At 61.6% G+C, this 25781-nt stretch carries 23 protein-coding genes; 9 read left to right on the plus strand and 14 right to left on the minus strand.

All coding sequences use genetic code 11. From position 1 onward, the window contains the following. Window positions 1-177: 177 nt before the first annotated feature. From E3T51_RS15360 to E3T51_RS15385, 6 genes are all read left to right on the plus strand, one after another. Window positions 178-1803: a class I adenylate-forming enzyme family protein gene (locus E3T51_RS15360; protein ID WP_134530604.1), complete on the plus strand. Its 1626-nt coding sequence runs from the start codon at window positions 178-180 to the stop codon at window positions 1801-1803. After that, the gene (locus tag E3T51_RS15365) at window positions 1800-2582 is read left to right on the plus strand and encodes an SDR family oxidoreductase (protein ID WP_134530605.1); all 783 of its coding nucleotides are present in this window, start codon (window positions 1800-1802) and stop codon (window positions 2580-2582) included. Before E3T51_RS15360 ends, E3T51_RS15365 begins: the two co-directional genes overlap by 4 nt. Before the next feature lie 43 nt (window positions 2583-2625). Beyond that, a complete protein-coding gene (locus tag E3T51_RS15370; RefSeq protein WP_134530606.1) occupies window positions 2626-3924 on the plus strand; it encodes an acyl-CoA dehydrogenase family protein in 1299 nt (432 codons plus the stop codon). Next, window positions 3924-5024, plus strand: coding sequence for a phosphotransferase family protein (locus E3T51_RS15375; RefSeq protein WP_198417892.1), 1101 nt, complete (start codon window positions 3924-3926; stop codon window positions 5022-5024). The genes E3T51_RS15370 and E3T51_RS15375 overlap by 1 nt, the downstream gene beginning before the upstream one ends. A 45-nt stretch (window positions 5025-5069) precedes the next feature. Further along, a complete protein-coding gene (locus E3T51_RS15380; RefSeq protein WP_134530608.1) occupies window positions 5070-6254 on the plus strand; it encodes a thiolase family protein in 1185 nt (394 codons plus the stop codon). Window positions 6255-6476: 222 nt separating this feature from the next. After that, entirely contained in the window at window positions 6477-7787 is a 1311-nt protein-coding gene (locus tag E3T51_RS15385) for an MFS transporter (RefSeq protein ID WP_134530609.1), read from the plus strand. Window positions 7788-7921: 134 nt separating this feature from the next. Here E3T51_RS15385 and E3T51_RS15390 read toward each other — a convergent pair whose 3' ends face one another. Genes E3T51_RS15390 through E3T51_RS15410 form a run of 5 tightly spaced genes read right to left on the minus strand, consistent with a single transcriptional unit; the run spans window position 7922 to window position 13085 of the window. Further along, window positions 7922-8863 carry an aldose 1-epimerase family protein gene (locus E3T51_RS15390; protein WP_134530610.1) on the minus strand — a complete coding sequence of 314 codons (942 nt, stop codon included), beginning with the start codon at window positions 8861-8863 and terminating at the stop codon, window positions 7922-7924. Between the two features lie 29 nt (window positions 8864-8892). Continuing rightward, entirely contained in the window at window positions 8893-9831 is a 939-nt protein-coding gene (locus E3T51_RS15395) for a glycoside hydrolase family 43 protein (protein WP_134530611.1), read from the minus strand. Window positions 9832-9885: 54 nt separating this feature from the next. After that, entirely contained in the window at window positions 9886-10764 is an 879-nt protein-coding gene (locus E3T51_RS15400; protein ID WP_241989373.1) for a carbohydrate ABC transporter permease, read from the minus strand. Beyond that, complete coding sequence (locus tag E3T51_RS15405) at window positions 10761-11774, minus strand: carbohydrate ABC transporter permease (protein ID WP_134530612.1); 1014 nt, start codon at window positions 11772-11774, stop codon at window positions 10761-10763. The genes E3T51_RS15400 and E3T51_RS15405 overlap by 4 nt, the downstream gene beginning before the upstream one ends. Window positions 11775-11777: 3 nt before the next feature. Next, window positions 11778-13085 (minus strand): ABC transporter substrate-binding protein, encoded by a 1308-nt coding sequence (locus E3T51_RS15410; protein ID WP_134530613.1) that lies wholly within the window; start codon window positions 13083-13085, stop codon window positions 11778-11780. Between the two features lie 214 nt (window positions 13086-13299). On the opposite strand from E3T51_RS15410, the gene E3T51_RS15415 reads away from it, so the two are divergent. Together E3T51_RS15415 and E3T51_RS15420 are read left to right on the plus strand one after the other, a co-directional pair. Then, window positions 13300-14313 carry a LacI family DNA-binding transcriptional regulator gene (locus E3T51_RS15415; protein WP_104191333.1) on the plus strand — a complete coding sequence of 338 codons (1014 nt, stop codon included), beginning with the start codon at window positions 13300-13302 and terminating at the stop codon, window positions 14311-14313. Window positions 14314-14368: 55 nt separating this feature from the next. Continuing rightward, window positions 14369-16204 (plus strand): glycoside hydrolase family 2 protein, encoded by a 1836-nt coding sequence (locus E3T51_RS15420; RefSeq protein ID WP_134530614.1) that lies wholly within the window; start codon window positions 14369-14371, stop codon window positions 16202-16204. Between the two features lie 97 nt (window positions 16205-16301). Here E3T51_RS15420 and E3T51_RS15425 read toward each other — a convergent pair whose 3' ends face one another. Next, window positions 16302-17135 (minus strand): bacteriorhodopsin-like, encoded by an 834-nt coding sequence (locus tag E3T51_RS15425; protein ID WP_104191335.1) that lies wholly within the window; start codon window positions 17133-17135, stop codon window positions 16302-16304. A gap of 395 nt (window positions 17136-17530) precedes the next feature. On the opposite strand from E3T51_RS15425, the gene E3T51_RS15430 reads away from it, so the two are divergent. Continuing rightward, window positions 17531-18601: an FAD-binding domain-containing protein gene (locus tag E3T51_RS15430; RefSeq protein WP_255453249.1), complete on the plus strand. Its 1071-nt coding sequence runs from the start codon at window positions 17531-17533 to the stop codon at window positions 18599-18601. A gap of 108 nt (window positions 18602-18709) precedes the next feature. Here E3T51_RS15430 and E3T51_RS15435 read toward each other — a convergent pair whose 3' ends face one another. The 8 genes from E3T51_RS15435 to E3T51_RS15460 form a co-directional block, all read right to left on the minus strand. After that, a complete protein-coding gene (locus tag E3T51_RS15435) occupies window positions 18710-18925 on the minus strand; it encodes a hypervirulence associated TUDOR domain-containing protein (protein WP_104191336.1) in 216 nt (71 codons plus the stop codon). Window positions 18926-19180: 255 nt separating this feature from the next. Beyond that, complete coding sequence (locus E3T51_RS15440; protein ID WP_104191337.1) at window positions 19181-19789, minus strand: hypothetical protein; 609 nt, start codon at window positions 19787-19789, stop codon at window positions 19181-19183. Beyond that, a complete protein-coding gene (locus tag E3T51_RS15445) occupies window positions 19776-20342 on the minus strand; it encodes an RNA polymerase sigma factor (RefSeq protein WP_134530615.1) in 567 nt (188 codons plus the stop codon). The genes E3T51_RS15440 and E3T51_RS15445 overlap by 14 nt, the downstream gene beginning before the upstream one ends. A 187-nt stretch (window positions 20343-20529) precedes the next feature. Then, window positions 20530-20850 (minus strand): hypothetical protein, encoded by a 321-nt coding sequence (locus tag E3T51_RS16860; protein ID WP_166806512.1) that lies wholly within the window; start codon window positions 20848-20850, stop codon window positions 20530-20532. Between the two features lie 62 nt (window positions 20851-20912). Beyond that, window positions 20913-21458, minus strand: a complete 546-nt coding sequence (locus E3T51_RS15450) for a hypothetical protein (RefSeq protein WP_134530616.1) — start codon at window positions 21456-21458, stop codon at window positions 20913-20915. A 211-nt stretch (window positions 21459-21669) separates the two neighbouring features. Beyond that, on the minus strand, window positions 21670-22116 hold the full coding sequence (locus E3T51_RS17455; RefSeq protein WP_338145168.1) for an aldo/keto reductase: 447 nt from the start codon (window positions 22114-22116) through the stop codon (window positions 21670-21672). Then, window positions 21998-22627, minus strand: coding sequence for an aldo/keto reductase (locus E3T51_RS15455; RefSeq protein ID WP_338145166.1), 630 nt, complete (start codon window positions 22625-22627; stop codon window positions 21998-22000). The genes E3T51_RS17455 and E3T51_RS15455 overlap by 119 nt, the downstream gene beginning before the upstream one ends. 307 nt (window positions 22628-22934) lie before the next feature. Then, entirely contained in the window at window positions 22935-25589 is a 2655-nt protein-coding gene (locus E3T51_RS15460; RefSeq protein WP_134530617.1) for an AMP-binding protein, read from the minus strand. Window positions 25590-25781: the final 192 nt, after the last annotated feature.

The raw sequence follows: 25781 nt of genomic DNA on the forward strand, positions 1-25781 counted from the left end.
AGGAGTGAGTAAAGTCAATTCCGGCGACGATGCCGGAGAGGGGCGGCTGCCGTGACTCGTTCATCTGTGACCAACCGTTGTGAGATCAGCTCTGCCGTACAGAGTCGTTCTCGGATCAACACCGGAGACGATTCTCAGACCGCACCAGACGTGTTGAGCACGAAAGTACATGCGGGGATGCGGTATGAGTCCACCGTGGAAGCGTGGAAGGCCCGCGTCGCCGCCAATCCGGAGCGCGTCGCAGTACGCTATTTCGATGGCAGGATGACTGCCGCCGAAGTCGACCGTGCCTCCGACGCTCTCGCTGTAGCGCTCGCGGCCCGCGGCACAATTCGCGGTTCCCGGGTAGGCATCTACCTCCAGAACACCCCGCACTATGTGCTGGCCCTGCTTGCCCTCTGGAAATTGGGCGCGACGGCACTCTTGCTGAACCCCATGTACAAAGGTCGAGAGCTGCGTCGCCTCGTTGACGACTCGGGTGCAATCGGTGTTATTTGTGCCGATACGGCTGTGTCGGAAACTCGTCAAACGCTTGCCGGAGGCACGGCTTGCTGGCTCATCAGTACCTCTGCACGTGACTTTCAGACGCGAAACGATCCGCGTAGCTGTGACATGACAACACACCCGGCGGCTTCGGTTGACGGAGACGTCGCGGCTCTGATTCGCGAATTCGACGGCTTGCGACCCGCGGACATTGATCTGACCCGCTACGACGTGGCGCTCTTGACCTATACCTCTGGTACGACCGGGCCGCCAAAGGGCGCCATGAACACCCACGAAAACGTCTTGGCCGTCGCCACGACATTTGGCCGATTTGCACGGCTCGCCCCCGGTGACGTCGTCATGGCCGTGGCCCCACTATTTCATATCACTGGCGCCGTGATTAACGCTGCGATCTCACTATTCACCGACACAACCCTGGTTTTTACGGGCCGTTTTGACCCTGATGTCGTGTTAGAGGCCTTCGCCGAGCATAGGGTCAGCTATACCATCGGCTCGATTACCGTTTTCAACGCGATTTTGGCGCTTCCACACGCCAACGCCAGCCATTTTGCCGCCGTTAAGACTCTGTATTCCGGTGGAGCACCGATCCCGCCGTCCACCGTGGAACGCTTCAGAACGCGCTTCGGCGTCTACATCCACAATGCCTATGGACTAACCGAAAGTACGTCCGGTGTAATTGCCGTCCCGCCCTTTACCGAGGCGCCGGTCGACGCCTCCAGCGGCACGCTGTCTATCGGCATTCCGTTACCGCACGTTGTAGCAAGAATCATCGACCAGAATGGTCAATCCGTTCCCCCCGGAACCCAGGGCGAGCTGGAATTATCTGGCCCCCAAATCATCCCGGGTTACTGGAATAATCCGGATGCCACCTCCCATGCAATGCCCGGAGGCAGGTTTCGCACCGGCGACGTGGCAATCATCGACACCCAAGGCTGGATTTATCTAGTGGACCGGCTCAAAGACCAGATCAACGTCTCCGGGTACAAGGTCTGGCCCCGCGAGGTCGAGGACGCGCTGTATGAACATCCAGCTGTCCATGAGGCCGCTGTGATTGGCCAGGCGGATGACTACCGTGGCGAAACCGTCGTCGCTTTCGTGTCCCTGAAATCAGGTGTGCCGGCCACCCCCGCCGAACTCATCGCCTTCACCAAAGAGCGACTCGCAGCTTACAAATACCCCCGCATCGTGCACATCATCGACGACTTACCCAAGACACAGACCGGAAAAATTCGCCGCCAGGAGCTCCGTGATGAAAACACGGCAGCCCAGGGCGTACCGTCCCAGAAAGACAAACTATGAGCGAGCAACCCGTCCAAGCGCACCGCTTTGAGGGCAAGACGGCCATCGTCACGGGCGCCAGTCGCGGAATCGGGCTGGCCATCGCCTTGCGGCTGGTGGCGGAGGGCGCCCGGGTCTGTATCACCGCCCGTAACGCCGAGGCGTTACACGATGCGGCCGCCCAGTTCCCGAAAGGATCTGTACTCCCCCTCGCTGGCAAAGCCCACGATCCGGACCACCGCCTCGAGGTACTCAACGCCGTCGCCGAAACATTCGGCCAGCTGGACGTCCTCGTCAACAATGCGGGCATCAACCCCGTCTACGGTTCGGTGATGGATCTAGACCTGTCCGCCGCGCGCAAGATCACCGAGGTGAACGTCTTCGGCACCCTGGCCTGGATCCAGGATGCTTACCGCCACGCTGCCCTCGATTTCGCCGGCCGCGGCGGCACCGTCATTAATGTGTCTTCGGTCACCGGGCAGACACCGGCACCCGGCATCGGTTTCTATGGCGTCACCAAGGCCGCCATAGCGCATCTGACCCGCACTCTCGCCGTCGAAATGGGACCGAAGATACGAGTGAACGCGGTTGCACCGGCGGTGGTCAAGACGCAATTCGCTCAGGCCCTTTACGAAGGCAAGGAGGCGGAAGTCGCCGCGAGATATCCTCTGGGCCGCCTCGGCAACCCCGAGGATATCGCTGCCACCGTTGCCTTTCTCGCGTCCTCAGATTCGGCCTGGATCACCGGTCAGGTCATCAACCTTGACGGCGGCCTGCTCGCGGCCGGTGGCACCGCTTAACAGCCCCCCCTCATCGGCCCAGGCCGCGAAAGGAAACAGAATAATGAGCACCCAGTCACTGCCCGCAGACGTCGAAGATTTGCGAATCCGCACCCGCGAGTTCATCCGCAACACGGTTATTCCTGCCGAGCCCAGGCCGGGCGAGCACCTGGCCCAGTCCACCCGGGACCGACTCCAAGCAGCAGCAAAGGCCGCCAATGTCTTTGCCCCGCACGTCCCTAAGGAATTCGGCGGCCAGGGCGTCCCCATTCAGCACTGGTCCGCGATCTTTCAAGAGGCCGGATATTCCCCGATCGGCGCGTCCGCGCTCAACTGCATGGCGCCCGACGAAGGCAATATGCACATGCTGAATCTGATCGCCACGCAAGCGCAGAAACAGCGCTACCTTGTGCCCCTGGCCGCCGGCACGTCGCGGTCCTGCTTCGGAATGACCGAGCCGCACCCCGGCGCCGGTTCAGATCCGGCCGCCCTGCTCACCGCAGCGGCAAAGGTCGACGGCGGATGGTCCATTAATGGTCACAAACGATTCACAAGTGGCGCCGACGGCGCAGCCTTTTGCATCGTGATGGCCCGCACCGAGGCTGTCGGAGACGCCCCGACCGGTGCCACCATGTTCCTGGTCGATCTCGACAACAAAGGCATCCGGCTCGGTGAAAGCATCCACACCATGGACCGTGCCATAGCTGGCGGTCATCCTCACATTTATCTCAACGACTGCTTTGTGACAGATGATGCGGTACTGGGGGCTGTCGGACTCGGCTTCAAATACGCCCAGGTCCGCCTCGGCCCAGCCCGTCTTACACACTGCATGCGCTGGCTCGGACTGGCCCGGCGCTCCCTGGACATTGCGTTGGACCGAATCGAGCGCCGCGAAATGTTCGGCTCTCCGATGAAGAACCTGGGTCTTGCCCAGGAACTGATTGCCCAGTCCGTGATCGACATCGAAACCTCCGATGCCATCATCGAGAAGACCGCCGCACTGCTCGCGGCGGATCCACGGGCCGGATCCGCGATGTCCTCTATCGCAAAGGTGCACTGCTCGGAAGCGATCTTCCGGGTGGTCGACCGCGCCATCCAGCTCTGCGGTGGCGACGGTGTTTCAGACGGGCTCCCCTTGGCCGCCTACCTGAACGAGGTGCGCCCGTTCCGGATCTACGACGGCGCCAATGAAACCCATAAATGGGCCATCTCCCGGCGTGCCTCGGCGGCGCGCAAGCGGGCCGTCGATGCGGGCGAGCCGTACCTGGCCGACGTGCACGGCTCCGATCTGGACGGCGCTGCCGCGGGTAGTGCCGACCTGCACGCCGCTGATCTCAACACTGAGCTGGCAGGAATCCGTTGATGCGCACCGTTCCCGACGGCGTTGAAGTCGTCGCCGACTGCGCCGAAGCAGCACGGCTGGACTTGCCGCCTCTTCTCATTCTCGACGCAGTCGAAAAGTTCATGGATGTCCAAGGGCTCGGTATCGGGCCGCTGTCCTGGTGTCGGATTGGTGACGGGCAGTCCAATGTCACCTACCGTCTCCAGCGCGGCATGGAGGTGTTTGTGTTGCGCCGCGGCCCCCGTCCGCCCCTGCCGCGATCCACCCATGACATGGTTCGTGAGGCTCGGATCCAACAGTTGGTCAGAAAACAGGGGGTGCCGGTTCCCGAAATTCTCGCCATTTGTCAAGACGAGTCGCTGCTCGGCGTTCCTTTCTACATCATGTCTTTCCTGAGCGGCACCGTGATCACCGATCAAATCCCCGGCTACCTCGGTGCCATGGCGCAGCGCGAGGCGACCAGTGCCGCCGTTGTTGACACTCTGGTGCAGCTACACCAGGTGGATGTTTCCGCCGGAGAACTGGCCGCGTTCGGGCGCCCGGAAGGCTACCTAAAACGACAGGTCCAGCGCTTCTCCGCCCTGTGGGAGGTGAACACCACCCGGAATCTGCCCGAGGTCGTCAGCATCGGCAGTTGGCTGGAACGCAATATTCCCACCAGCCAGGCCGTCACAGTGATCCACGGTGACTTTCGGGCCGGAAACCTGATGTTTGAACCGTCGTCCCCGGCACGCGTGATGGCCATCCTGGACTGGGAAATGGCCACGGTGGGTGACCCGTTGGCGGATCTTGGCTATCTCACGGCAACCTATTCGGAACCCGGAAGTTTTTCTACGCCGCTCGAATTGACCAGCGTGACCCGCGAACCCGGATATCTCACCCGCGATCAGCTCATTTCGCGGTACCGCGAGCGGATGCATCTGGATTTGGACGCGCTGCCCTGGTACCAGACGCTGGCATTGTGGAAAGCCTCCATCTTCTGCGAAGCCATTTACACCCGCTGGCTCAAGGGCGAACGACCGGGCGACACCGGCTTCGGCCCCTCGCTTGAAGAAGGCATCCCGAGACTACTGGACGGTGCCCGGCAGTTTGCCGGCGTCAGCTCGACCGTCGCTTCCTGAACCCATTCACGCCATTCCCCTGCACGTCATAGAAGTGAGATTGCAGTGTCACAGCAGAAGATAGTTATCGTTGACGGAGCCAGAACGCCCGTCGGGAAATACAACGGGGCCCTGGCGGCCGTGCCAGCACACCAACTCGGCGCCATTGCTGCGACCGCGGCAATGGCGCGCAGCGGCGTGACAACGGACGACATCGACGAGGTCATCATGGGCTGCGTCGGCCAAGCCGGTGCGGATGCCTACAACGCCCGGCGCGTTGCTCTGGCAGCCGGCGTGCCCGACCGTACCCCCGCTTTCACCGTCAATAGGCTCTGCGGCAGCGGCCTGCAGGCCATCTGGTCGGCTGCTCAGCAGCTGCGCTGGGGCGGAGCCGACGTCATCCTGGCCGGCGGCGATGAATCGATGTCCCGGATGCCCTTCCTGGATTACAACGCCCGAGGCAATGCTCGACTGGGAGACCGCACCCAAGTTGACGGCACACTGGCCATGCTCATCGACCCGTTCAGCGAAAAGCACATGGGTGTTACGGCCGAGAACGTGGCCAAAAAATACGGGGTGTCCCGGCGGGAACAGGATGAGTTTGCCTGGGAGAGCCAACGCAGAGCGGGCACCGCGGAAGCCCAGGCGGTATTTCAGAATGAAATCACGCCGGTACTGATTCCCGGAAAGAAGCCGGTGACTGTGACCATCGATGAGGCACCCCGCCCGGACACTACCCTTGACACGCTGGAGGGGCTCCGCCCGGCGTTTCAGACGGGGGGCAGCGTGACCGCCGGCAACTCATCGGGAATCAACGACGGCGCCGCGGCCGTTATTCTGATGAAGGACAGCACGGCCCGCGAACGAGGACTCGGTGGCCTGGCTACTCTGGAACATGTCGCGACGGCCGGGATCGATCCGGCGCTGATGGGCTATGCCCCGGCCTTGGCGCTGCGAAAACTCTTTGACGAAACCGGACTCAGTCCGGCAGACATTGAGATCGTCGAGCTTAACGAAGCGTTCGCGGCCCAGTCCGTCGCCGTCATCCGCGATCTGAAACTTGATCCAGAAAAGACCAATCCCTACGGCGGGGCTATCGCCCTGGGCCACCCAATCGGGGCGACCGGCGCCATCCTGACACTCCGTGCAGCCCGACATTTGCAGCGCAGCGGCGCGGAATATGGCATCGTCACGCTGTGCATCGGCGGCGGCCAAGCACTCGCCGCTTTGATCAGGAGGTACGAGGCATGACACCGCAAACGGGAATGTCGAGGATCAAAACGGTGGGTGTTGGCGGCCCGGGCCCAATGGGCCGCGGGATTGCCGAAAGCTGCCTCCGTGCGAGCAGGGCGGTTTGATCGAACGACCGGAGCCAGGTTCTACCCGCACGACAAAGTGTCCGGCTTGTGACCCACCGACATCCCACTTGGGGTGCACTGATGTGAATATCTTGAGGCAAAGGAGCCTTTTCTGATGACCCAGATCGACGAAACCGACAACGACACAGCCAGAGAAGCCAAGGGCGTCACCGAACGGTCGAAGCGGCGTGACCTGATCGCCAGTACTCTCGGCAACGTTCTTGAATGGTATGAGTGGAGCGCCTACGCGGTCTTTGCGCCGTTCATCGCCGCTGCCATGTTCAACCCCGAGGATCCCATCTCCGGACTCCTCTCCACCCTGGGAGTTTTTGCCGTCGGCTTCTTAATGCGACCGCTTGGCGGCATCGTCTTCGGCCTGGTCGCCGACCGGCGCGGGCGCAAATTCGTCTTGGTCACGACAATGCTCATGATGGCCGGCGGAAGCCTGGCCATGGCTGTAATGCCGACGTATCAGAACGCCGGTGCCTGGGCGTCATTCCTGCTGCTCACGGTCAGGGTCATCCAAGGGTTTGCCCACGGCGGAGAAACCGCGACCGCTTATACCTACGTGGCTGAAATTGCGCCGCGGCGTCATCGCGGACTCTGGGGCAGTGCCGTCTTCATCGCCATCTTCGGCGGGTCTGTACTGGCCTACGGTGTCGCCGGCGGTGTGACCAGCATCATGCCCGACGACAGTGTCGCGGCCTGGGGATGGCGTATCCCGTTCATCCTCGGCGCTTTCCTCGCCCTTGCGGCTCTCTATATGCGACGCAACATGGGTGAGAGCGAGGTCTTCGACGACCACACGGCCGGCACCGACAAGCCGGCCCCGCTCCCGAAAGCTCAGGTTGCCCGAACAATCGTGCTGATGATCGCCATGACTTCCGGGGTGACAGCGGCCCACTACACCTGGACCTCATATGCTTCCACCTACGCGATCACCCAGAAAGGGATGGACTCAGGCACCGCCTTCTGGATGACCCTGACGGCCCAGTTGATCGCCCTGGCAACCCTGCCACTCTGGGGATGGGTTTCCGACCGAGTCGGTCGGCGCCCGATGATGCTGATCTTCGCCGTTCTCATGATCGCGCTCTCCCTCCCCCTGACTGCCATGATCGGTTCGGCGGGGTGGACGCTCCTGCTCGCCTCGGCGATCGCTTTAGTGATCGTCGCCATCCCCGGTGCTTTGCTCTCGGCCATTCTCTCCGAGAATTTCCCGACCAGAATTCGTACCAGGGCCATCGGTTTCGCCTATTCCATTTCAGTGGCCGTGTTCGGCGGTACCGCTCCCTACTTGAACGCCCTCTTCAACTCGCTGGATGTTGGCTGGCTCTCCAGCGTGTACATCATTGTTCTCTGCGCGTGCACGGGGATCGCCTGTTTCATCATGAAGGAAACAAAGGGCATCGACTTGAAAGACGCTTGAATCTGTCGGCGGTGGTGCGGCGCCATGTCCCACCGCCGGCATGGCGGCCGGTTGTCGCACCTGTCAGAACGCGTCGGATTCTCCAGAACGCTTGGGGCTTGCCCTCTCGGACGGGACGGGGCTGCGGCGCCTGACTAGTCGATGGCTCGAATCGTCCAGGAGGCACCTGCCGAGCCTCCTGGCTCGAGGACGTTCAGGTTCACCCCGGAGTTGAAAGCATCCGGCGGACAGGTCATCGGTTCCACGGCTAGTCCGATTCTGTCAATAGCGGGTGTGGGCTGGTCAGCGGTGTGCACTTGAACCCACGGGCATTCGCCATCAAAGCTCAGTGCCACGCCACTGCCGGCGCTCGTTGTCACTCGAACCGTCGCGTTGCCTTCCTCGTCCCGGTCGAAGCCAGTGAAGGCATGGTCGATAAAGGTGTCATCGATCGTACGTGGCGCGCGAAAATCAAAGGCGGCGAGATCACTTTCAGTGACGTCACGAAGGCGAAGAGGAATGAGTCGGTCAGGACTCACGGTCAGTATTTGCCTGGCGGGGAGTTCGAGCGTCCAGTCGTTGACACGGCCCTCGCCGGCGACAAGATAGGGGTGCGGAGCGATACCAAACGGGGCAGCAGTTGGGCCGGTATTCACTGCCGTCACTGTCGTTCGAAGTCCTCCGGGGTCAAGCGCAAAAGCCACCTCTAGTGTCACCCGGTGAGGGTATCCAGGTTGCGCTTCGATAGTTGCTCCGAGAACCAGTCGACGGGTCGTCTGCCTCACCACAGCAAAATCCAGCCAGGCCACGAGTCCATGGAGAGCGTGTCCCCTCAACGGTTCCGTAATGCTCAGCTGTTGCTCAACGCCACCGAATGAGTAGCGTCCATCAACGACTCGGTTCGGCCACGGTGCCAGCACTGCGCCGCGAAAGAACGGTCGCACTTGGTCGGCGTCGAACGGCACCACGAGGTGCCGCCCGCGGTACTGGAGCGATCGAATGCTGGCCCCAATGCTCGCGATCGAGGCGGTGTATCCGTTGGCCTCGAGAACGAATTGTGTTCCCGACAGCGGGCTGGGCGATACAGAGTTTTCCATGGGGCGCCATTCAGTTCGTGTTGGAGTGCTCAGTCGGGGATCACGATCCGAGGAATGTCGGCATCCCAATCCGCCTCAGCAACGTGCAAGGCGCGATATGTGTAATCCTTGTCCCACGCATGGAAAACGATGTAGTCCTGACCACCCACATCCATGACCAAGTCTTGGCCACCGGGCCCGCGATATAGACCGTCCGAAGTGTCGGTCGAAAGGATCGGACCAACCTCCTTCCTCCACGGACCGTCGATTGAGGCAGCTGTTGCCGCACCGACCGCGTATTGGTCACCTCCGTAAGAATTCGCGGAGTAGAGCATGACAAGTCCTGACCCTCGAGCCACAATGGTCGGAGCTTCGATCAGGGCGCCCTCCCACTCTTCGGTCTGCTTGAGAATCCTGCTGGGATCGCCCGTGATGCTGCGTCCGTCGGGAGAGAGCGTAGCCGCCTGAATCCAGGTATCCAGTTCGCAACAGTTCCCGTCATTTTTCCAGACGAGGTACAGTACGTCGTCGATGACGACGGTGCTTGCATCGATTGCACCGCCTTGGTCTTCAGGACACACGATCATGGCGTCGCCCTGAACGGTGAACGGCCCGGCCGGGTCGGTGGCCGTGGCAACCCCGATGCACTGCAGCGTTGGCGCAAAGTTCGTCGCCGTGAAGTACATAACGAAGGAATTGTCGGTGAGCCTCGTTACTTCGGGTGCCCAGGTCTTCCCCGGAATGATCCAGTTCGGCAGCTCCGGCAAAGCGTCGGGAAGGACGTCCCAATCGACAAGATCGGTGGAGGAGGCGACCTGCACGTTGCGGTTGTTGTCGTTGGTGGCATACGCAAAGTACGTGCCGTCCACCTTCATCACGTCGGGATCAGCAAAATTCGCGTTGAGTACTGGGGCGCCGGCTGTGGCGAGCGCCGGGGGCGCCGATTGCTCTGCAGCCGCCGTGCAGCCGGTCACCGCGAGGACGGTCATAATTGCTGCCGACACCGAGGCTAACGCTGCGCGGCGAGCTGACTTCATCGGGTGCTATCCCTTGACGCCGGAGCGAGAAACGCCCTCAATAATGAAGCGCTGGAGAAAGATGAACAGCGCGAGCACTGGCACGCTCGCGACGACGGCGCCGGCCATCAGTAGGTCATAGCGCACTGCATTTGCCGATTGCAGCGTGGACAGGCCAGCGGGCAGCGTTTGTACTTCCGGGCTGAATAAGACGTAGACGGGCCAGAGGAAGTCATTCCAGTTGCCGAGAAAAGCGAGCAGCGCGAGTGTTGCAAGCGCGGGCTTGGCGAGCGGCAGAACTACTTGCGTGAAGATCACGAATCGGTTCGCCCCGTCGAGCCGGGCGGCCTCCTCCAACTCCACGGGCAGGCCCACGAAGAACTGTCGCATGAAGAACACTCCGAAAGCGGATGCCGCCGTTGGAACGATGATCGCGACGAGCGAGTTGAGCCACCCCAGTTCACTCACGATGAGGTAATTGGGAATCACCAGGATCACCGGCGGCACCAGCAAAGTCGCAACGATGATGACGAAGACGAAATTCTTGCCGCGAAACTGCATTCGCGCGAGCGGATACGCCGCGAGTGACGCCGTGATGACGACCAGCGTGGCGTTGAGGGCAGCTGCGACCATGCTGTTTGCGAACCATTGCAGCACCGGAGTCGCGGTCCCGGGAGCCAGGATAGACGCAAAAGCTTGCAGAGAAATCGGATCGGGAATCCACGACGGTGGAATAGCAGTCGCGTCGGCCCGGGTCTTGAGGCTGGTCACGATCATGAAGATGATCGGGCTGATGAACGCGACTGCGATTGCGCCGAGAACGACGACTCGAGTGATACTGCCACTCCGCCGGCGTGCACGGCGTGCTCGAGATGCCGCACGGACCGTCGCCGTGAAATTGCTCACGAGCGCGCCCCCTTCCTGAGCTTCCTGGGCTGTTTCTCGCGAAAAATATAGAAAACAAAGGCACTGATCGCCATGAGGAAGACGGTGAGCACGTAACTCATCGCTGCTGCGCTGCCCATCTGAAAGTTGCGTAGACCCGTGTCGGCGATCTGATAAATGGCCGTGCGCGTTTCACGTCCGGGGCCACCCTGGGTCATGAGATAAGACTGACCAAACATATTGGCGGATGCGAGGAGGGTGATGATCGTGATGAACGACAGAATGGGCTTGAGCCCGGGGATCGTCACGTGCAGAAACTGCATCCACGGTCCGGCCCCATCAACGCGCGCGGCTTCATAGAGCTCGGCCGGGATGTCCTGAAGACCGGCGAGGTAGATGACGGCGTTGAAGCCGAGCGTCCACCAGACGGTCACTCCCACGAGCGCGACCCAGGCCGCAGGCGTCGTTGTTGTCCACGCCGTGTCGTCCGGGAGTCCGAGAAGTCCCAGATAGTGGTTCACGAGTCCAATATTGTTATCGAGCAGGTATCGCCAGAGTACCGAAATGACGGCGACGCCGAGCACGTAGGGGGCGAAATAGATGGCGCGGAGAAAGTCCCGTCCGGGAAACTTCTTGCTCATGAGCAATGCAACGGCCAGTGGAACGATCAGGAGCAGCGGCACGCTGAGTACCGTGAAGATTCCAGTGGCCCGCATTGATCCCCAGAAGGGTCCGAAAACCGTCGACCCGGGCGAGAACAAGGCGACGTAGTTGTCTAGGCCGACAAAGGGTTTATTTGGCAGCGTGTAGTCCCAGGAATGAAAACTGATCCACACCCCCAGAACTGCCGGGAGGATGACGAAGCTGCCAAACAATAGCAGGTAGGGGGTGAGAAAGAGCCACGGCGTTGCTATCCCCTGTTGCCGAGTGCCCGCTCGTACTCCACGTTTCTTCTGCGACTCCGGTTCAGAAGCCGAGGGGCGGCGCGCCCTCCCCGTAGGAAGTGCGCGCTCACCAACCTTCGTCGACATAGGTCAGCCCCCGAACGAGGCTTTGTTGTCGTCCATGAGTTGCGTCGCCGAGTCGGCGGCTTTTTTGAGCGCCTCACTCGGCGTTGTCGTTCCCTGAACCCCGTCGGCGACGGCGATTTCGAGGGTCTCGGCCTGCACTTGGCCGATCCCGGGAATGGGCGGCAGGAAACGCATCGAATCGATCGTCTCCGCGATTGCTTCCTGCGGGAGCCCCTTGAGTGCGCCCGCATCGCGCACTGACTGACGAGCGGGGATCATGCCCGAGCCTGCCCACTCAGCCGACTGCTCGCTCATCCAGGCGATGAAGACCTTCGACGCGTTGACCTTGTTCTGGTCGGCGTTGCTCTGGCGCGGAAGGAAGAAGTTGTGTGAGTTGGCCCACACAGCGTCTGTTTCGCCGATTGTGGGAATCGGGGCGACCGCGTACGGAAGACCGGACTCGGCGAGATCGTTGATCTGCCAGATGCCATCCCAGGTGATCGAGGTCTCACCGTTCTTGAACGCGACATATTGAGAGTCGATAGCGACGTCACTCGGGCTATATCCGTCGTCCACGATGGAGCGCTGCCACTCAAGTGCCTCTACCCCGGCCGCTGAATCGAACGTTGCTCCGTCGTCGCCGTACGGTTCACCGCCGTTCTGCCAGAGCACGGAGAGATTCATGAGGTGGCTCGGCCACCTCGTCGGCATCCAGAAGGGAGTTTCATAGCCAGCTGCCTGAAGCTTGACGAGCGCATCTTGCAAGGAAGCCGCATCGGTTGGGACCGCCGTGATCCCCGCTGCAGCGAAATGTTCGGTGTTGTAGTACATGGCCAGGGAGTGCACGTCGAGCGGAACGCCGTATCGGGCGTCCTTGTAGACGCCGGCATTCCAGACGTCCTTGGTGAAGTCATCCGACGTCAGACCCAACTCCTCGGTGAGATCGTCGATCGGTACGATGATGTTTCGCGCAGCATTGGTCGCGAGCTGGTCCAGGTGCATCACGCCGACGTCCGGGCCCTCTCCAGCGGTCACTGCGGCGGGAAGGCGCTGGTAGAAGTCAGTCCATTGCATCGTGTTTGAGACAACCTTGATGTTGTCGTGTTCGGCATTGAACTCAGCGACCATCGTCTCCATGAACGGGCCATCACCACCGGTGAATCCGTTCCAGTAAGACAGCTCAACCTCAGGCCCGGCGTATTCACCGGTGAAGGGCTCACTCGCCGTCTGTTCGGCTCCGCCCGCGGAGCATCCGGCGAGAACCAGCGCGAGTGCGGCACCGAGAGCGGTGACCCCGAGTACTCGTCGCCCGGAGAAGTCTTTCTGCTTCATGATCGTTCGTCCTCCTCATCGAAAACATTGCTCCGCGACTCATGCGCAAAGCCGGCTACATTCTCCCCGCACGTCATGGTGCGGCAAACAAGCGCCTTCCGACAATGTACAGCGCTAGAAAGATATTTGTCTACATCGTGCACATGCGACGTACATGCCGTTTCCAGCGCCGGCCGCAGCCGCCCTAGGATGGACCGGACTGGACGGAACCAATATGGCAAGAATTCGACTCATTGACGTTGCTGAACTGGCGGGCGTGTCCATGAAGACCGTCTCGAACGTCGTTCACAGCTATCCCCATGTGGCCCCAGCCCTTCGCGAAAAGGTGCAAGCCGCCATTGACCAGCTCGGGTATCGCCCCAACCTGACGGCACGGCGCCTGGCTACCGGCAAAACCGGAATGATTGCCCTGGCCATCCCGGAAATCGACCACCCGTACTTTTCGGAGCTTTCACGCCATCTGGCCGAGGAAGCAACTCGGCGGGGATACCGCGTCATCATCGAGCAGACTTTGAGCGATCCTGATTTAGAGCGAGCGGTACTCAGCGATCGCGAAGCGGGGTTGGTCGACGGCGTGATCTTTCACCCCGTCCGCATGGAAACGCTCGACATTGCCAGGCTCGATGCTGGCACTCCCCTGGTTTTACTCGGCGAGGCCGCTATGCCAGTTATGACCGACCACGTGATGATCGACAATGTCTCGGCCGCTCTCGATGCTACGCGGCATCTTCTGGCAAGCGGATGCCGCCGCATCGCTTTCCTCGGAGTCATCGCGGCCGACATCACTGGTTCGACGAATCAGCGTCTTCTTGGCTACCAACAGGGCCTGCTGGAAGCAGGGATTCGATTGGATCCCGAGCTCGTCTTCACTGCGCTGGAATTCACAGCGGAAGCTGGCCTTAGTTCAGTCGCTGAGGCGATCGAGCGCGGGGTGCATTTCGACGGTGTGGTCTGCCGCGACGACCGGTTCGCGATCGGCGCACTGAAGGCCCTCCATAATTCCGGCCGATCGGTACCCGGAGACGTGGCTGTGGTCGGCTGGGACAACACCTTTCTGGCTGCATACACCTCCCCGACCCTCACCTCGGTGGCGCCGAAAAAGACCGAACTTGTCGCGGCTGCCTTCGATCTTCTCGAGGAACGGATTGCTGGATACCGAGGCGTTGGTCGGCACATGATCGCGGGGCATTCGCTCGCGGTGCGCGAGAGCGCTCCACTTACTCCGTAGCATCCTCAATTTCGCGAAACTTTACAGCGCTGTAATTTGGCGGCATGATTGCGGTATGTCGCGTTCTCTCCGGATTTCTGCCAGTGCCCAGGGTGGCGTATACCCCCGCCCCCAACTTGTCCGCCCGAATTGGCACGACCTCGCCGGCAAGTGGGCATTCGAACACGACGACCGGGACATTGGCAAAACCGAACGCTGGTTCGCACATGCTTCGCACCTCAGCCAGGTCATCACAGTTCCATTTCCCCCCGAGTCGGAGATGTCCGGAATCAATGACCCTGGCTTCCACCCTGTCGTCTGGTACTCGCGCGTCATCAGCACAGAAGACATAGCCGCGAGTGGTCGATCTCTAGAGCGTGACCGAGTGATATTGCATTTTGGGGCGGTCGACTACCGCGCATCTGTATGGATCGATGGCCAGTTCATCGGGTCACACGAGGGCGGCCAGACGCCATTCTTTTTTGACGTCACCGAAGCGCTAACGCTCCACAAGGACTGCGTGCTTGTAGTTCGTGCTGAGGATGACCCTCACGACGTCGCTCAGCCGCGCGGCAAACAGGACTGGCTTGAAGAGCCGCACGTGATTTGGTACCACCGTACGACAGGGATCTGGCAGCCGGTCTGGCTCGAGTCCGTGCCGGACCAGCGCATCGAGGCACTGAATTGGACCCCGAATGCACAGGCCGGGAACGTTGAAATCGAGGTGGGCCTGAGCCGACGACCGGCGACCGGAGTAAGCGTGCAGGTAGAACTGTCCATCGCGGGCGAAATCCTTGCCAGGCAGTCCTACTCGACCCTGGAGCCTCGCTCTCGGGCAACCATTCAGATTGCGCGACAGTCAAACGGTCAGGTCTTCGAAGCTCTGTTATGGTCGCCGGAAAATCCGCGACTTATCGACGCGCATGTGTCAATCATTGCTGAGGATGGAAGCGTTCTCGACGATTCTGACTCGTATTTCGGGCTACGCAGCGCCAGCGTCGCCAGCGGTAGGTTCTTACTCAATGACCGACCTTATTTTGTACGATCGGTGCTCGAGCAGGGCTACTGGCCACAGTCGCATCTCGCTGCCCCGTCAGCCGAAGCTTTGCGTGCCGAGGTGGAGTTGATAAAGGCCCTCGGGTTCAACGCAGCTAGAATTCACGAAAAGGTCGAGGACCCACGATTTCTTTATTGGGCGGATCGGCTCGGACTTCTCATTTGGGGTGAAATGGGGAGCACCTACGAGTTCTCTTCGGAGGCAGTGTCGCGAGTCACCCGCGAATGGACCGACGTGGTGCGCCGTGACCGATCGCATCCGTCAATAGTCACCTGGGTTCCCCTCAATGAGAGTTGGGGCGTTCAACAGATCGCACATGACGACGCCCAGATGAGCTTCGCCCAGTCGCTCTACCATCTGACCCGATCGCTCGATCCGAGCCGCCCCGTCATTTCCAATGACGGCTGGGAGCACGCGATTTCTGACATTCTTACGATCCATGATTACGCCGGTACGGCTGAACAGCTTGATGCCAACTACCGGGACGTCGACGCCATCCGTGCCTTGGTTGCGGGTATGGGGCCGGCCGGCCGGCGCCTTCAGCTCATCCCCCGAGAGATCGACGGCCAGTCGATTATGGTCACCGAATTCGGCGGGGTCAGCTTCGCGCCGGACGCTGCCGATGATTCCTGGGGTTACACGACAGCAACGAGCTATGAGGACTTCGAAAGTCGAGTGTCAGGTCTCGTCGGCAGTCTTCGGGACAACCCAATTCTCTCCGGCTTCTGTTATACCCAGCTCACGGACACCATGCAGGAGACGAACGGACTGACCGACGCGAACCGGAAGCCCAAACTGCCGATCGCCGTTATCCGCAGCATTGTGTCCGGGGAAGGCGCGCCACGGTCCGAGTGACGGCCGTCCCTGCATCAAACTGACTGGCTCAGACTCCGGTCGCTGGCTCACCGCCAGCCGATCGCTGCGCTGGCACCGCGATGAACTTCAGCGGCAACTACGAGTTGGTCGTGGAACGCTTGAAGCTTGCAGCGTCTTCCAAGGACAGTTCGGAGTTGGCGAAGGTCTGATCGTCGGCGAAGGATTTCATGCGCGCGATGCGGTAGATGATCAGGCCGTAGAGGCACTTGGCGAGGATGTCGGCCACGGAGTAGCCGATTTGCAGGCCGACCCAGGCGTCGGATCCGTCGATGCCGATGCCGGGCAGTAGGTAGGCAATCGGGTAAACGCCCCAGGTGGCCAGCAGCAGCAGGCGCAGCAGGCTTATGGTTTTGCGCACCGTGGCGGGCTGACGTTCCAGCGATCGAGTCAGCTCCACAAAGAGCACGTAGAGGATGTACGCGAATGGGATCGAGGACAGCAGGCCGAAGATGCCGCGAGTGAGGTTGTCAGAGGCCATCTCGCCGGGGTAGCCGAGGGCGATCATGAGAGCGGCAGCGGGGATCAGGCGCGTCAGGAGACTGCTTTGCACCTTGCGCGCCAGGGCCAGAACGGCCACGAGCTCAAGCAGCAGCAGCGGCACGGTGAGCAGCCAGTCGACGTAGCGGTAGCCCTCGTTGAAGGATGCTCCGGCGACTTGCGAGTAACTCCCGCGGCCACCGACGGCGTCCGTAACAAACGCGTCGGTGAAGGAGTTAAAAATGCGGAAGTAGTGGTACGCCGCAATGCCACAGACGATAGCCGCGACGGTCATTGCCTGGCGGTAGCGCGGAAGTACTCGCGGCAGGCAAATGACCAGAAAAACAGACGTGAACAGTTGCGAAGCGATCACGAGGGAGAACACGTTATAAATGGTGTCGTACTGGATCTGGGTCAGGGAGTCAGGTATCACGATGTCCTTTGCTGGTCACGAGCATGCGCCGAAACGGCGGGAATCAAACGAGAATAAATAGCTAACTTGGTTATGTGTCACAACGTACTCCGGCCGACAGGAGTTTGCCAGCCAATTGCAAACGAATTTTCGAAACATTGACCGGCTTTGGGTTTTTCCCTGAGCTCTTTCTTCTATATCGACCGACCTGCACCCCTGCACGGGATCGACATCTTGTCTCTAACTTCCATATCGTCGGGCGTTAGAATCACCGAGTGATCATTGCCCTTGCTGGTGTTTCCGCGGAAGCTGTTGTGAATCGACACCTGTCGCACCTCGTGAGCGATCGAATCAGGGCGAGTCCCGACATCCGCGGTGGCCAAACGGCCGCGGATGCTGCCCTCGCCGCGTTCGACGTGGCCGGGTATGCCGCGACGCGCAACCGAGTACTTCCGGAATCGGGTCGCGGAGCCTCCCGGCTGTCGCCCTACATTCGCCACGGGTTGCTTTCCTTGCAAGAAGCCTGGAACGCGGTCGCAGCGGGTCCGGCGCCGGATGCCTCAAAATTTAGGGACGAATTGCTCTGGCAGGAGTATGCCCGTCATTTGTATGCTCGCGTTGGAATGCATCTGCACCGCAATTTACGGTTCGACGTGGCATGGTCGGGGGAATTTGCGCCAGCGGCCTGGCCCCGCGAAATGGCCTGCGTTGACTGGGCTCTTTCGAGTCTGGAAACGGACGGCTGGCTGGTGAACCAGTCTCGTATGTGGCTCGCCTCGCAGTACACGGTGCGATCCGGAGCGGGCTGGGTGGCCGGGCAGGAGTATTTTCATCGACACCTGCTCGATGGTTCTCGCGCTGCCAACTTGCTGGGGTGGCAGTGGACGGTTGGCGCCGGCTCGAGCAAACCCTACGGGTTCGCACGTTGGCAGGTCGAGAAGCGCGCGCCTCAGTTGTGTGCCGCCTGCCCCCTCAACCGCACCTGCCCGATTCAAAACTTTCCGCCAGACATGGATCTGCGCCCAGTGTCGAATCCGACTCCGCTGCTCGTGCGGGACGACGATCTTGCGACCACCCAAGGTCCCGCCACTGTGGTGCAGCGCTCCACGCCACAATCGGTCTTGCTCACCGTCGAATCGCTGGGCGATGCGGATCCGGCTCTTCTCGCGCATCCACAATTGCCGGCCGTCTTTATCTTCGACGAACCAGCTCTTGAAAAACTTCAGCTTTCGAGCAAGAGGCTGGTCTTTTTCGTCGAGACACTGCAGGATTTGGCGACGCGGCGCGATGTGGTCGTACATCTCGGAGACCCGAGATTGATCGCTCCAGAACTCAAGGCCGCGATGACCTGGGCTCCGGTCCCAAGCTTCGCGAAATACGCCCTATCCGCCGTGGAGCTTCATCCGTGGCCCTGGCTTGCCCAACCTCACGCCGGATCTGTCCAGAGTTTTTCGGCGTGGCGTAAGAATCTTTCGCGGCCGAAATAGCCTGGGTGTGTTTCACAAACCGGTAGGCGCAAGATTGAGTGTGAAGCTGTGCTCCTGTAAACCCATCGCAGGCTGGCCAGGTTTTATTTTGCCAAAGTGGAACGCGCCCTAACGTGGCGACAGCTTGCGAAGGGCGCTGGCCTTGTGCGCGGCTTCGGCACCCGTCTTTTCAGATTTCACGATAAATGCCGGCTCGTCTTTCGAGGCATGAAACGTCTGGCCCGCAAAGTCAAAGTTGCTCGTCTTTTTCTCGACTATCTCACCCTGAGTTCGTCCTTGAGGTGTGGCCCAACTCACCCGGTCGCCCTTGCTGAAGTCTGTCATCCTGGCAGCATACGGACGCAGGCGAATCTGGGCTAGTGCGGTGACGTTGAAATTGTTTGAAATTGGCCACGTCTGTCGCACCGAGGCAGTAGCCGACCACCACCGCGGCGATCGGACCTCTCCGGCTGGACCGACCAAAGAACGATTCCGTCCGCCCGGATTCACTCGGCCTCGATGCGGTGCTGGGCACCCCGTCCTGGCGGCGGAGTGCGGATGATCAGGCGCTCAATACGGACCCGCGCGCGCTCGCGTGGATCAGCCAGGGAACGCGGCATCGTAGACCGCGCGTAGCTCGGCGCTGTCGGCCCCGGTGACGCCGCAACCGGTCATCGTTCCATCGACTGCGCCGACGAGGTAGCTCTGGCCGACCTCGAAGGGCACGCCCGAGAAGTCGGAGGTCATCGCATCCACCTGCGCCACCTCCACGCGGTCGGCGACGTCGCCGGCGAAGCGCTCCGTAACCTCCAACATCGCGATGCCGCCACGGATTTGCAGTACCGTCGCGGCGAACGCCTGCTCCTGCGCCGATACGGTCGCCGGCTCGAGCGCGAGGCAGCTGCCGCTCGCGAGGTCTCCGCCCATGGGCGGCTGCAGCGCCTCGACGGTGGGTTCCGCGCCACCGAGAACGAGGGGCGCGACGATTGCCGCCGCGATGGCGAGGCCCGCGGCGACGCCGACCACCGGCATCCACCGCCGAAAGGTGCGTCGCGGCCCCTCGGGGGTGACGGTCGTGGTGGTCAGGGACTGGTCGGTCATGATCTGCTCCATTCTGTGGTCGAGCCACGTCGGCGAGGCGGGGAGCAGCGCGCGGGCCGGATCGGCGCCACGCAGCTGCTCGCGCAGCGCACGGTCATCGTCGTGCATCTTCGCTCCCTTCGTCGTGAGTTACATGTCCGGTCGGGGTGCCGGATTTCAGTAACTCCTGCTTAAGGCGCGCCTTCGCACGGTGCAAGCGGATCGCCGCTGCGTTCGCGCTGATGCCGAGCACAACGGCAATCTGCGGGCTCGTCAACGCGTCCCACGCCCACAGCCGCAGGATTTCGGCGTCGTTTCGACGCAGGCCGGCCAGGGCGGTGGTCACACGGGCCGCCTCGGCGGTGGCATCGACGGTGGATGTTGCGGCGTTCTCGTGTGCAACGACCGGCGGCGGGTCGATGGCGATGATGCGGCCAATGAGGCGGATGCGACGACGCTCGGCACGTCGGGCATTACTGAGGCACTGTCGCGCGACGACGATCGCCCACGGGAGGGCATCGTCGGGCACCTCGTCAAGGCGGCGCCAGCACACCAGCAGGGTGTCGCCGATCACGTCATCGGCCGTCGCAGCGTCGGTGCGGCGGTGCAGGTAGCGGCGAACAGGGTCGCCGACGAGCAGGACGAGGTCGCGCATCCGCTTTTCGCGCTCTGTGTCGATCACAACTCTCATATTGAGGCATGTCCGGCAGGGGCGCGCGGATTTCATGCGAGATTCTTCCGCACCGTTCTACCCGGTCAGCGTCCTGCCCGTGGCCCGGCAGTGTGAGATCAGATCCCCTTCCCGTTGCCCCTGCCCGGCGCGGTCCGCAACGCCCGCGGGGAAATGGCCGCAGCGCCGTGTACCAAATCTAGTTCGGGGAGACTACTGCTAGCGACGCGACCGCAGCTTCGAAACGATCGAATACGAAAACCTGTCGTGGCTTTTTCAGGTTCAGAACTTCAAAAGCAGAACCACATTTCTCGATGTAACCCAGCACCTTCGCTGGCGATCCCTCGTGGCATCGCCCATCCCCCACACGCCACTCGTGATCGGACAGATTGCGGACTTCCAGATCTTCCACTGCGCACGGGTCCTGGTAAAGGTTCAACGCTGGATCCCCTTCGTGGTGGGCGCTTTCGACCGGCCGTACTCCGACCGACTTTTCAGTACTTTGAGTGGTAGCTGTCATTACGGCTCTCCATGCATTCAATAGGTGCGAATTAGTTTCCGGAACGGCGTTCGGAGCGGGCGTCAACTTTTCGTTGTGCGCTTCATCCAGCCTGCGACCGGACGCTGCTGCTCACCTTGCTGGGCTCCCAGAATGAGCAGAACGAGGGTTAGCGCTGGAGTAAGCCACTGCAAAACACGCTGCTGAGCTTGCGCGGATGCCAGTTCCGGTGACGAGTCTGGCGACGGCTCAGTAATGCCGTGGGTTCCCTCACCCGCGTGCGCGGCCATTCGAGCCCCGAGGAAGCCCGAGTAGATGGATGAGCCGGCGGCGACGAGGGTGAGGACGAGTTTTACCGTGGTATTTGCCCGCGCTTCCCGCTGGCCAACAAGACGGGTCTTGTTGCTCAAAATCAGCCCCACACCGCCGACACCGTGCGCGATAAATGCTGCCATCTGCACGGGAGCCCAGCGTTTCCAACCCACCGTGGCCACAGGAATACGTTCTTTCGGATCCTTGACGGTTGCAGCTGCACCGTTGAGCCCGACCGCACCCATGAGCGAACCGCCGAACCAGGCGGCCAATCCGATGTCATGCAGGCTTCGAACGAGAGTATTGCGTTGCGACACGATGTGCTCCTCTGAATCGTCCGGTGTGTGTCACCCGGTCATCAGCAAGACGTTTTCTCGTTCACAAATGTCATGAAAATTCACAAAAAACTCCCCGCGCACGTGAGTTCCCCGCCAGCCGACGACGGACAGCGAGCGTCCCTGATGACCTATTTCGACGAGCGCAGTGGCCCGACGACTCAACAAACTGACGAATCGCAGGCTCCTACACCTAGTCGAGCACGCGGGAGCGCTGCTCGCGCCCCACTGCGCCGTAGGGCCAAGCCGAGGGCTCGGGGTCGCTTGCGGTGTTGAGCGTTGCAATGTCGTCGGCGGTGAGCGCGACGTCGACGCTGCCGAGATTGTCGGCAAGCTGGCTGGTGGTGCGTGCGCCGAGAATTACCGAGCTGACTGCTGGTTGCGCGTTCAACCAGGCCAGTGCGATACGCGACATCGACTGACTGTGAACGTCAGCGAGATCGTGCAGCGCCTCGAGTACACGCCACGTCCTCGCCTGAGCGGAGCGCAGGTCGTAAGCCTCGACGCCGCGGTGGGGATCCTCACCTAAGCGTGTCGCACCGGAGGGGCGCTGGTCTTTTGAGTACTTGCCAGCTAGCCATCCACCACCTAGGGGCGACCACGGGAGCACTCCTAGCCCGTTGGCTTCGCAGGCCGGCAAGATTTCCCACTCGACCTCGCGCACCAGCAGATTGTATTGCGGCTGCATTGAGGAGCGGGAACCGACCGCGAGCGGCCGACGCGGCCTGGGCAATCTGCCAGCCAAGGAAGTTCGACAGACCGGCGTAGCTGATTTTGCCCGACTGAACTGCGGATTCAAGAAATCCAAGGGTCTCATCCAGCGGGGTGATGGGGTCCCACGAATGCACTTGATAAAGGTCGATGTGGTCTACGCCCAGCCGCCGCAACGTGCCCTCGAGCGCGCGCCGCAGGTGCCGACGGGACGTGCCGGAATCCCGGGGGTCTACGTCGACCGGAAACCGCCCCTTGCCCGCGATCACGAGCCGGTTCCGCGCCACGTCACTTTGGCCGCGCAGCCATTCACCGACAATCTCTTCCGAATGTCCACCACTGTACACATCGGCGGTCTCGATCATGGTGCCACCGGCCTCCGTGTAGTGATCCAGCTGAGCGTGAGCTTGTTCGGCGCCTGTTTCGGCGCCGAACGTCATCGTCCCCAACGCGAGTGTGGAAACAACGAGCCCGGAGCGTCCGAGAGTGGTGTACTTCGTACTTGAGCAACCTTTCTGAATCGACGAAAGCGGAGAACGCGGTCAAGAGACGCCGCAGCATACGTCCGTAGCGGCATCGACCCGCAGTCAATTGTCCATGATCCGGGTCAGGGAATGGGCGATGACGGGTTCACAGGTGCGCGCCTTGCCTCGCTAAACGGTGTACACCACTCAGCGAGACGTCACGCCAGGGTTAGGGCCATCACCAGTAATTGTGGCGTCGCATCAGACCGTACGTGATGGCATTTCACTCCGTTGTCCGTAACGATTCGTCGCCGCGTGCCAAAGCAAACTTATGGCCCCGGATGCCACTGGGGACAGTGAAGTTCAGCGCTCGGCCACCCAGGCGATACAGGTACCACGCCGCAACTCCGATGGACAGTGACAAGACCGTCCCGAACCAGGGTGCACTCATCTCCCATGCCGGGTAGACGACCCAGTGGGTGAGGTAGATGAACAGGGATGCGCTGGCGAGACGTCGCACGGCAGGCACGAGGAGCCGGTGTATTGGCAGCCGCTGTACCCAGATCAGTAACAGTATTCCGCCCACCACGACCGCTTCGCGCGCTGGATCCCCGAAGAAACCGGCGGTGGCGACGATCGCCGCCACGGACACGGCCAGGCGCTTGCCATTGCTGTCGGCCCGGGCGATGACCCACCCGAGCACGAAGCACCACAGCACAGTGATCACGGCATAGCGTTCAACACCTTCCGCTTCGATCCCGACGAGCGCGAACCGGATCGTTACCGCTGCCACAAAGAGGGCAACGGAAAACGTCCATGGATGTCGGCGCTCCAGACGATCGAGTGGGCGAATGAGGAACATGGCTGCCAGGCCGAGCATCGTCCAGACGGCGGCCTCGAGAAACCAGAATTGCCATTGCTCGTTCCAGCCGCCATCGCCGGGAACAATATTGTTGACCAACAAAGCGGTGGTCCAGGTGTACTTGCCGGTGAACACCGCGACGGCACCGATCCACAGCGCGGCCGGAACCGCGATTTGGGCTGCGCTCGTCAACAGACGGCGAACGCGCGTCGCCCCCGCCACGTTGGCAAGCTGGAACCTGGCAAGGTTGTAGCCAGCTACGGCGAGCAGCAGATGCGCGCCGCCCTCCACTGTGATTAGGTCGGCATGGGTGGCGACGATCAAAACGATAGCCACAGCGCGAAGAACGGCGGGAGTCTCTACGCGGGAAAGACGGCCCCACCACCCCGTGCCTGTCGCTGGTCCTCCAATCTCCGATTCGCCCACGGCAGTGCGATCAGCACGTGGGGAAGATCCTTCGGCCAAGGAAGCGAGGGTCTGAGCCGATTGGATGGGCCAATTCCGCGGCAGCGCCCCGAGCAAATCTTCCAGCCGCAGGGCTACCTCAACGTAGCTCAACGAATCCCCACCCAGCCCGGCGAACGAGTCGCTGATCGTCGCGTCGGGTCGCTCGAGAAGCACGATGAACAGGTCACGAATCACGTCGGCGGTTGCGCCCTGCCCGCCGATCACCCCTACCGACACCTTTTGAGCGTCGATCGTTTCGGCGTATCGCACGAGCGCGACACAATCGGGCTTGCCACTGGCCGTGCGTGGAAACTCGCTGATGGAGTAGACACGTATCGCGTGAGCGGGAATGCCGAGTAGTGCAGCGGCGCGGGTTCGCACGCGGTCAACGTAGCGGGCCGCACGGACGAATACGAGCACGTCTTCTCCGGTGCTCGCGGTACGGGCTTCGAAACCTTCCTGAGCAAGGAGGCGTTGAACGGAATCAAGGTCGACCCGGAGTCCGTACACCTTCACAAATCGGTTCAGCCGACCGACGACCTCGAACATGCCATCGTCGCGCTGCCGGGCAAGATCGCCGGTACGAAGCTCGTGCAAGCTGCGCCCGAGTGCGAAGTCCGCGGGTGTTTCTGCGTAGCCGAGCATGACGTTGGGGCCCTGGTAGACCAGCTCGCCGACATCCGTTCCCGGCGCGGCATCGATGCGCAAGCGACCGCCTGGGATGGCGCGGCCGATTGTGCCAGCGGCCTGGGCGGCGAACTCCGCGGGGACGTACGCCATGCGCGCGGTTGCTTCTGTCTGCCCGTACATAGCGAAGAATTCGAATCCGCGACGTTCCCCGAGGCGTGCAAAGCGGCGCACCGCGTCGGGGGCGAGGCGGCCACCAGCCTGGGTGAGGTAGCGGATGCTCGCGGGCAACCGATCAGTGAACTCGCCCGCTTCGAGAAGCTCAAAGGTATAAGGGACCCCAGCGAAAGAGGTGATCCGGTGCGTCGCGGCCTCCTCCCAGAACGCCGCGTCGGCCACTGACCGATCAGTGAGGAGAACGCTCGCTCCGGCCACGAGATGACTGTTCAACACGGAGAGCCCGTAACAGTAATGCAATGGCAGCGTGGTCACTGCCCGGTCAGCGGGGGTTAGACGTAGATACGACGCAATGGCGTGTGCGTTGCTCAACACGTTTTGTCGCGATAAGCGCACGAGCTTGGGCGTCCCGGTCGACCCGGACGTGTTCACCAGCAGAGCGAGGTCGTCAGCGAAGCTGTGCGCGGAGCCGGGCCGTACCTCCCGCAGTGCCGCGCCACCCTCGCCGTCGCCGTCGCCGCCAATAAACAGGACATCCGGATTGAACCGGTCAGCGAGCGACGCACGAAGAGTGCGCGATGCTTCGTCGTCACCCGGCGGGACTAAAAGTACGGGGTGTCCGCCTTCCAACGCTGCAAGATACGTGACGATCGACTCGACGGCATTGGACGCCTCCAGCATCACCAGTCGCCGGACATCGCCCAGCTCGCGTCGACGTGCAGCAGCCATCTCGGCCACCTGGGCATAGCTGACAAATCCACCGCCAGCGACGAAGGCGACGTCCTCGTCTGCGCCCCTGAGGAGCCTGAGGTGTGGAGCGGGCATAGTCTGGAACACGGAACACTTTCGAACGATACGTGGGAGCTAGTTAGGTAAGGATAACCTACATGCATCTACCGTTCGTCTGCACAGCCCGATCAATCCGGTCAAGCCGATCGGCCGCCCGGATTCACCTTCGAGTCGCAGAACTAAGTTATCTCTGGGACAGGCAGGGATGGTCCGCAACCTCGTTGTCCC

Origin of the sequence: Cryobacterium serini (assembly GCF_004404025.1) — a bacterium.
GTDB classification, from domain to species: Bacteria; Actinomycetota; Actinomycetes; order Actinomycetales; family Microbacteriaceae; genus Cryobacterium; species Cryobacterium serini.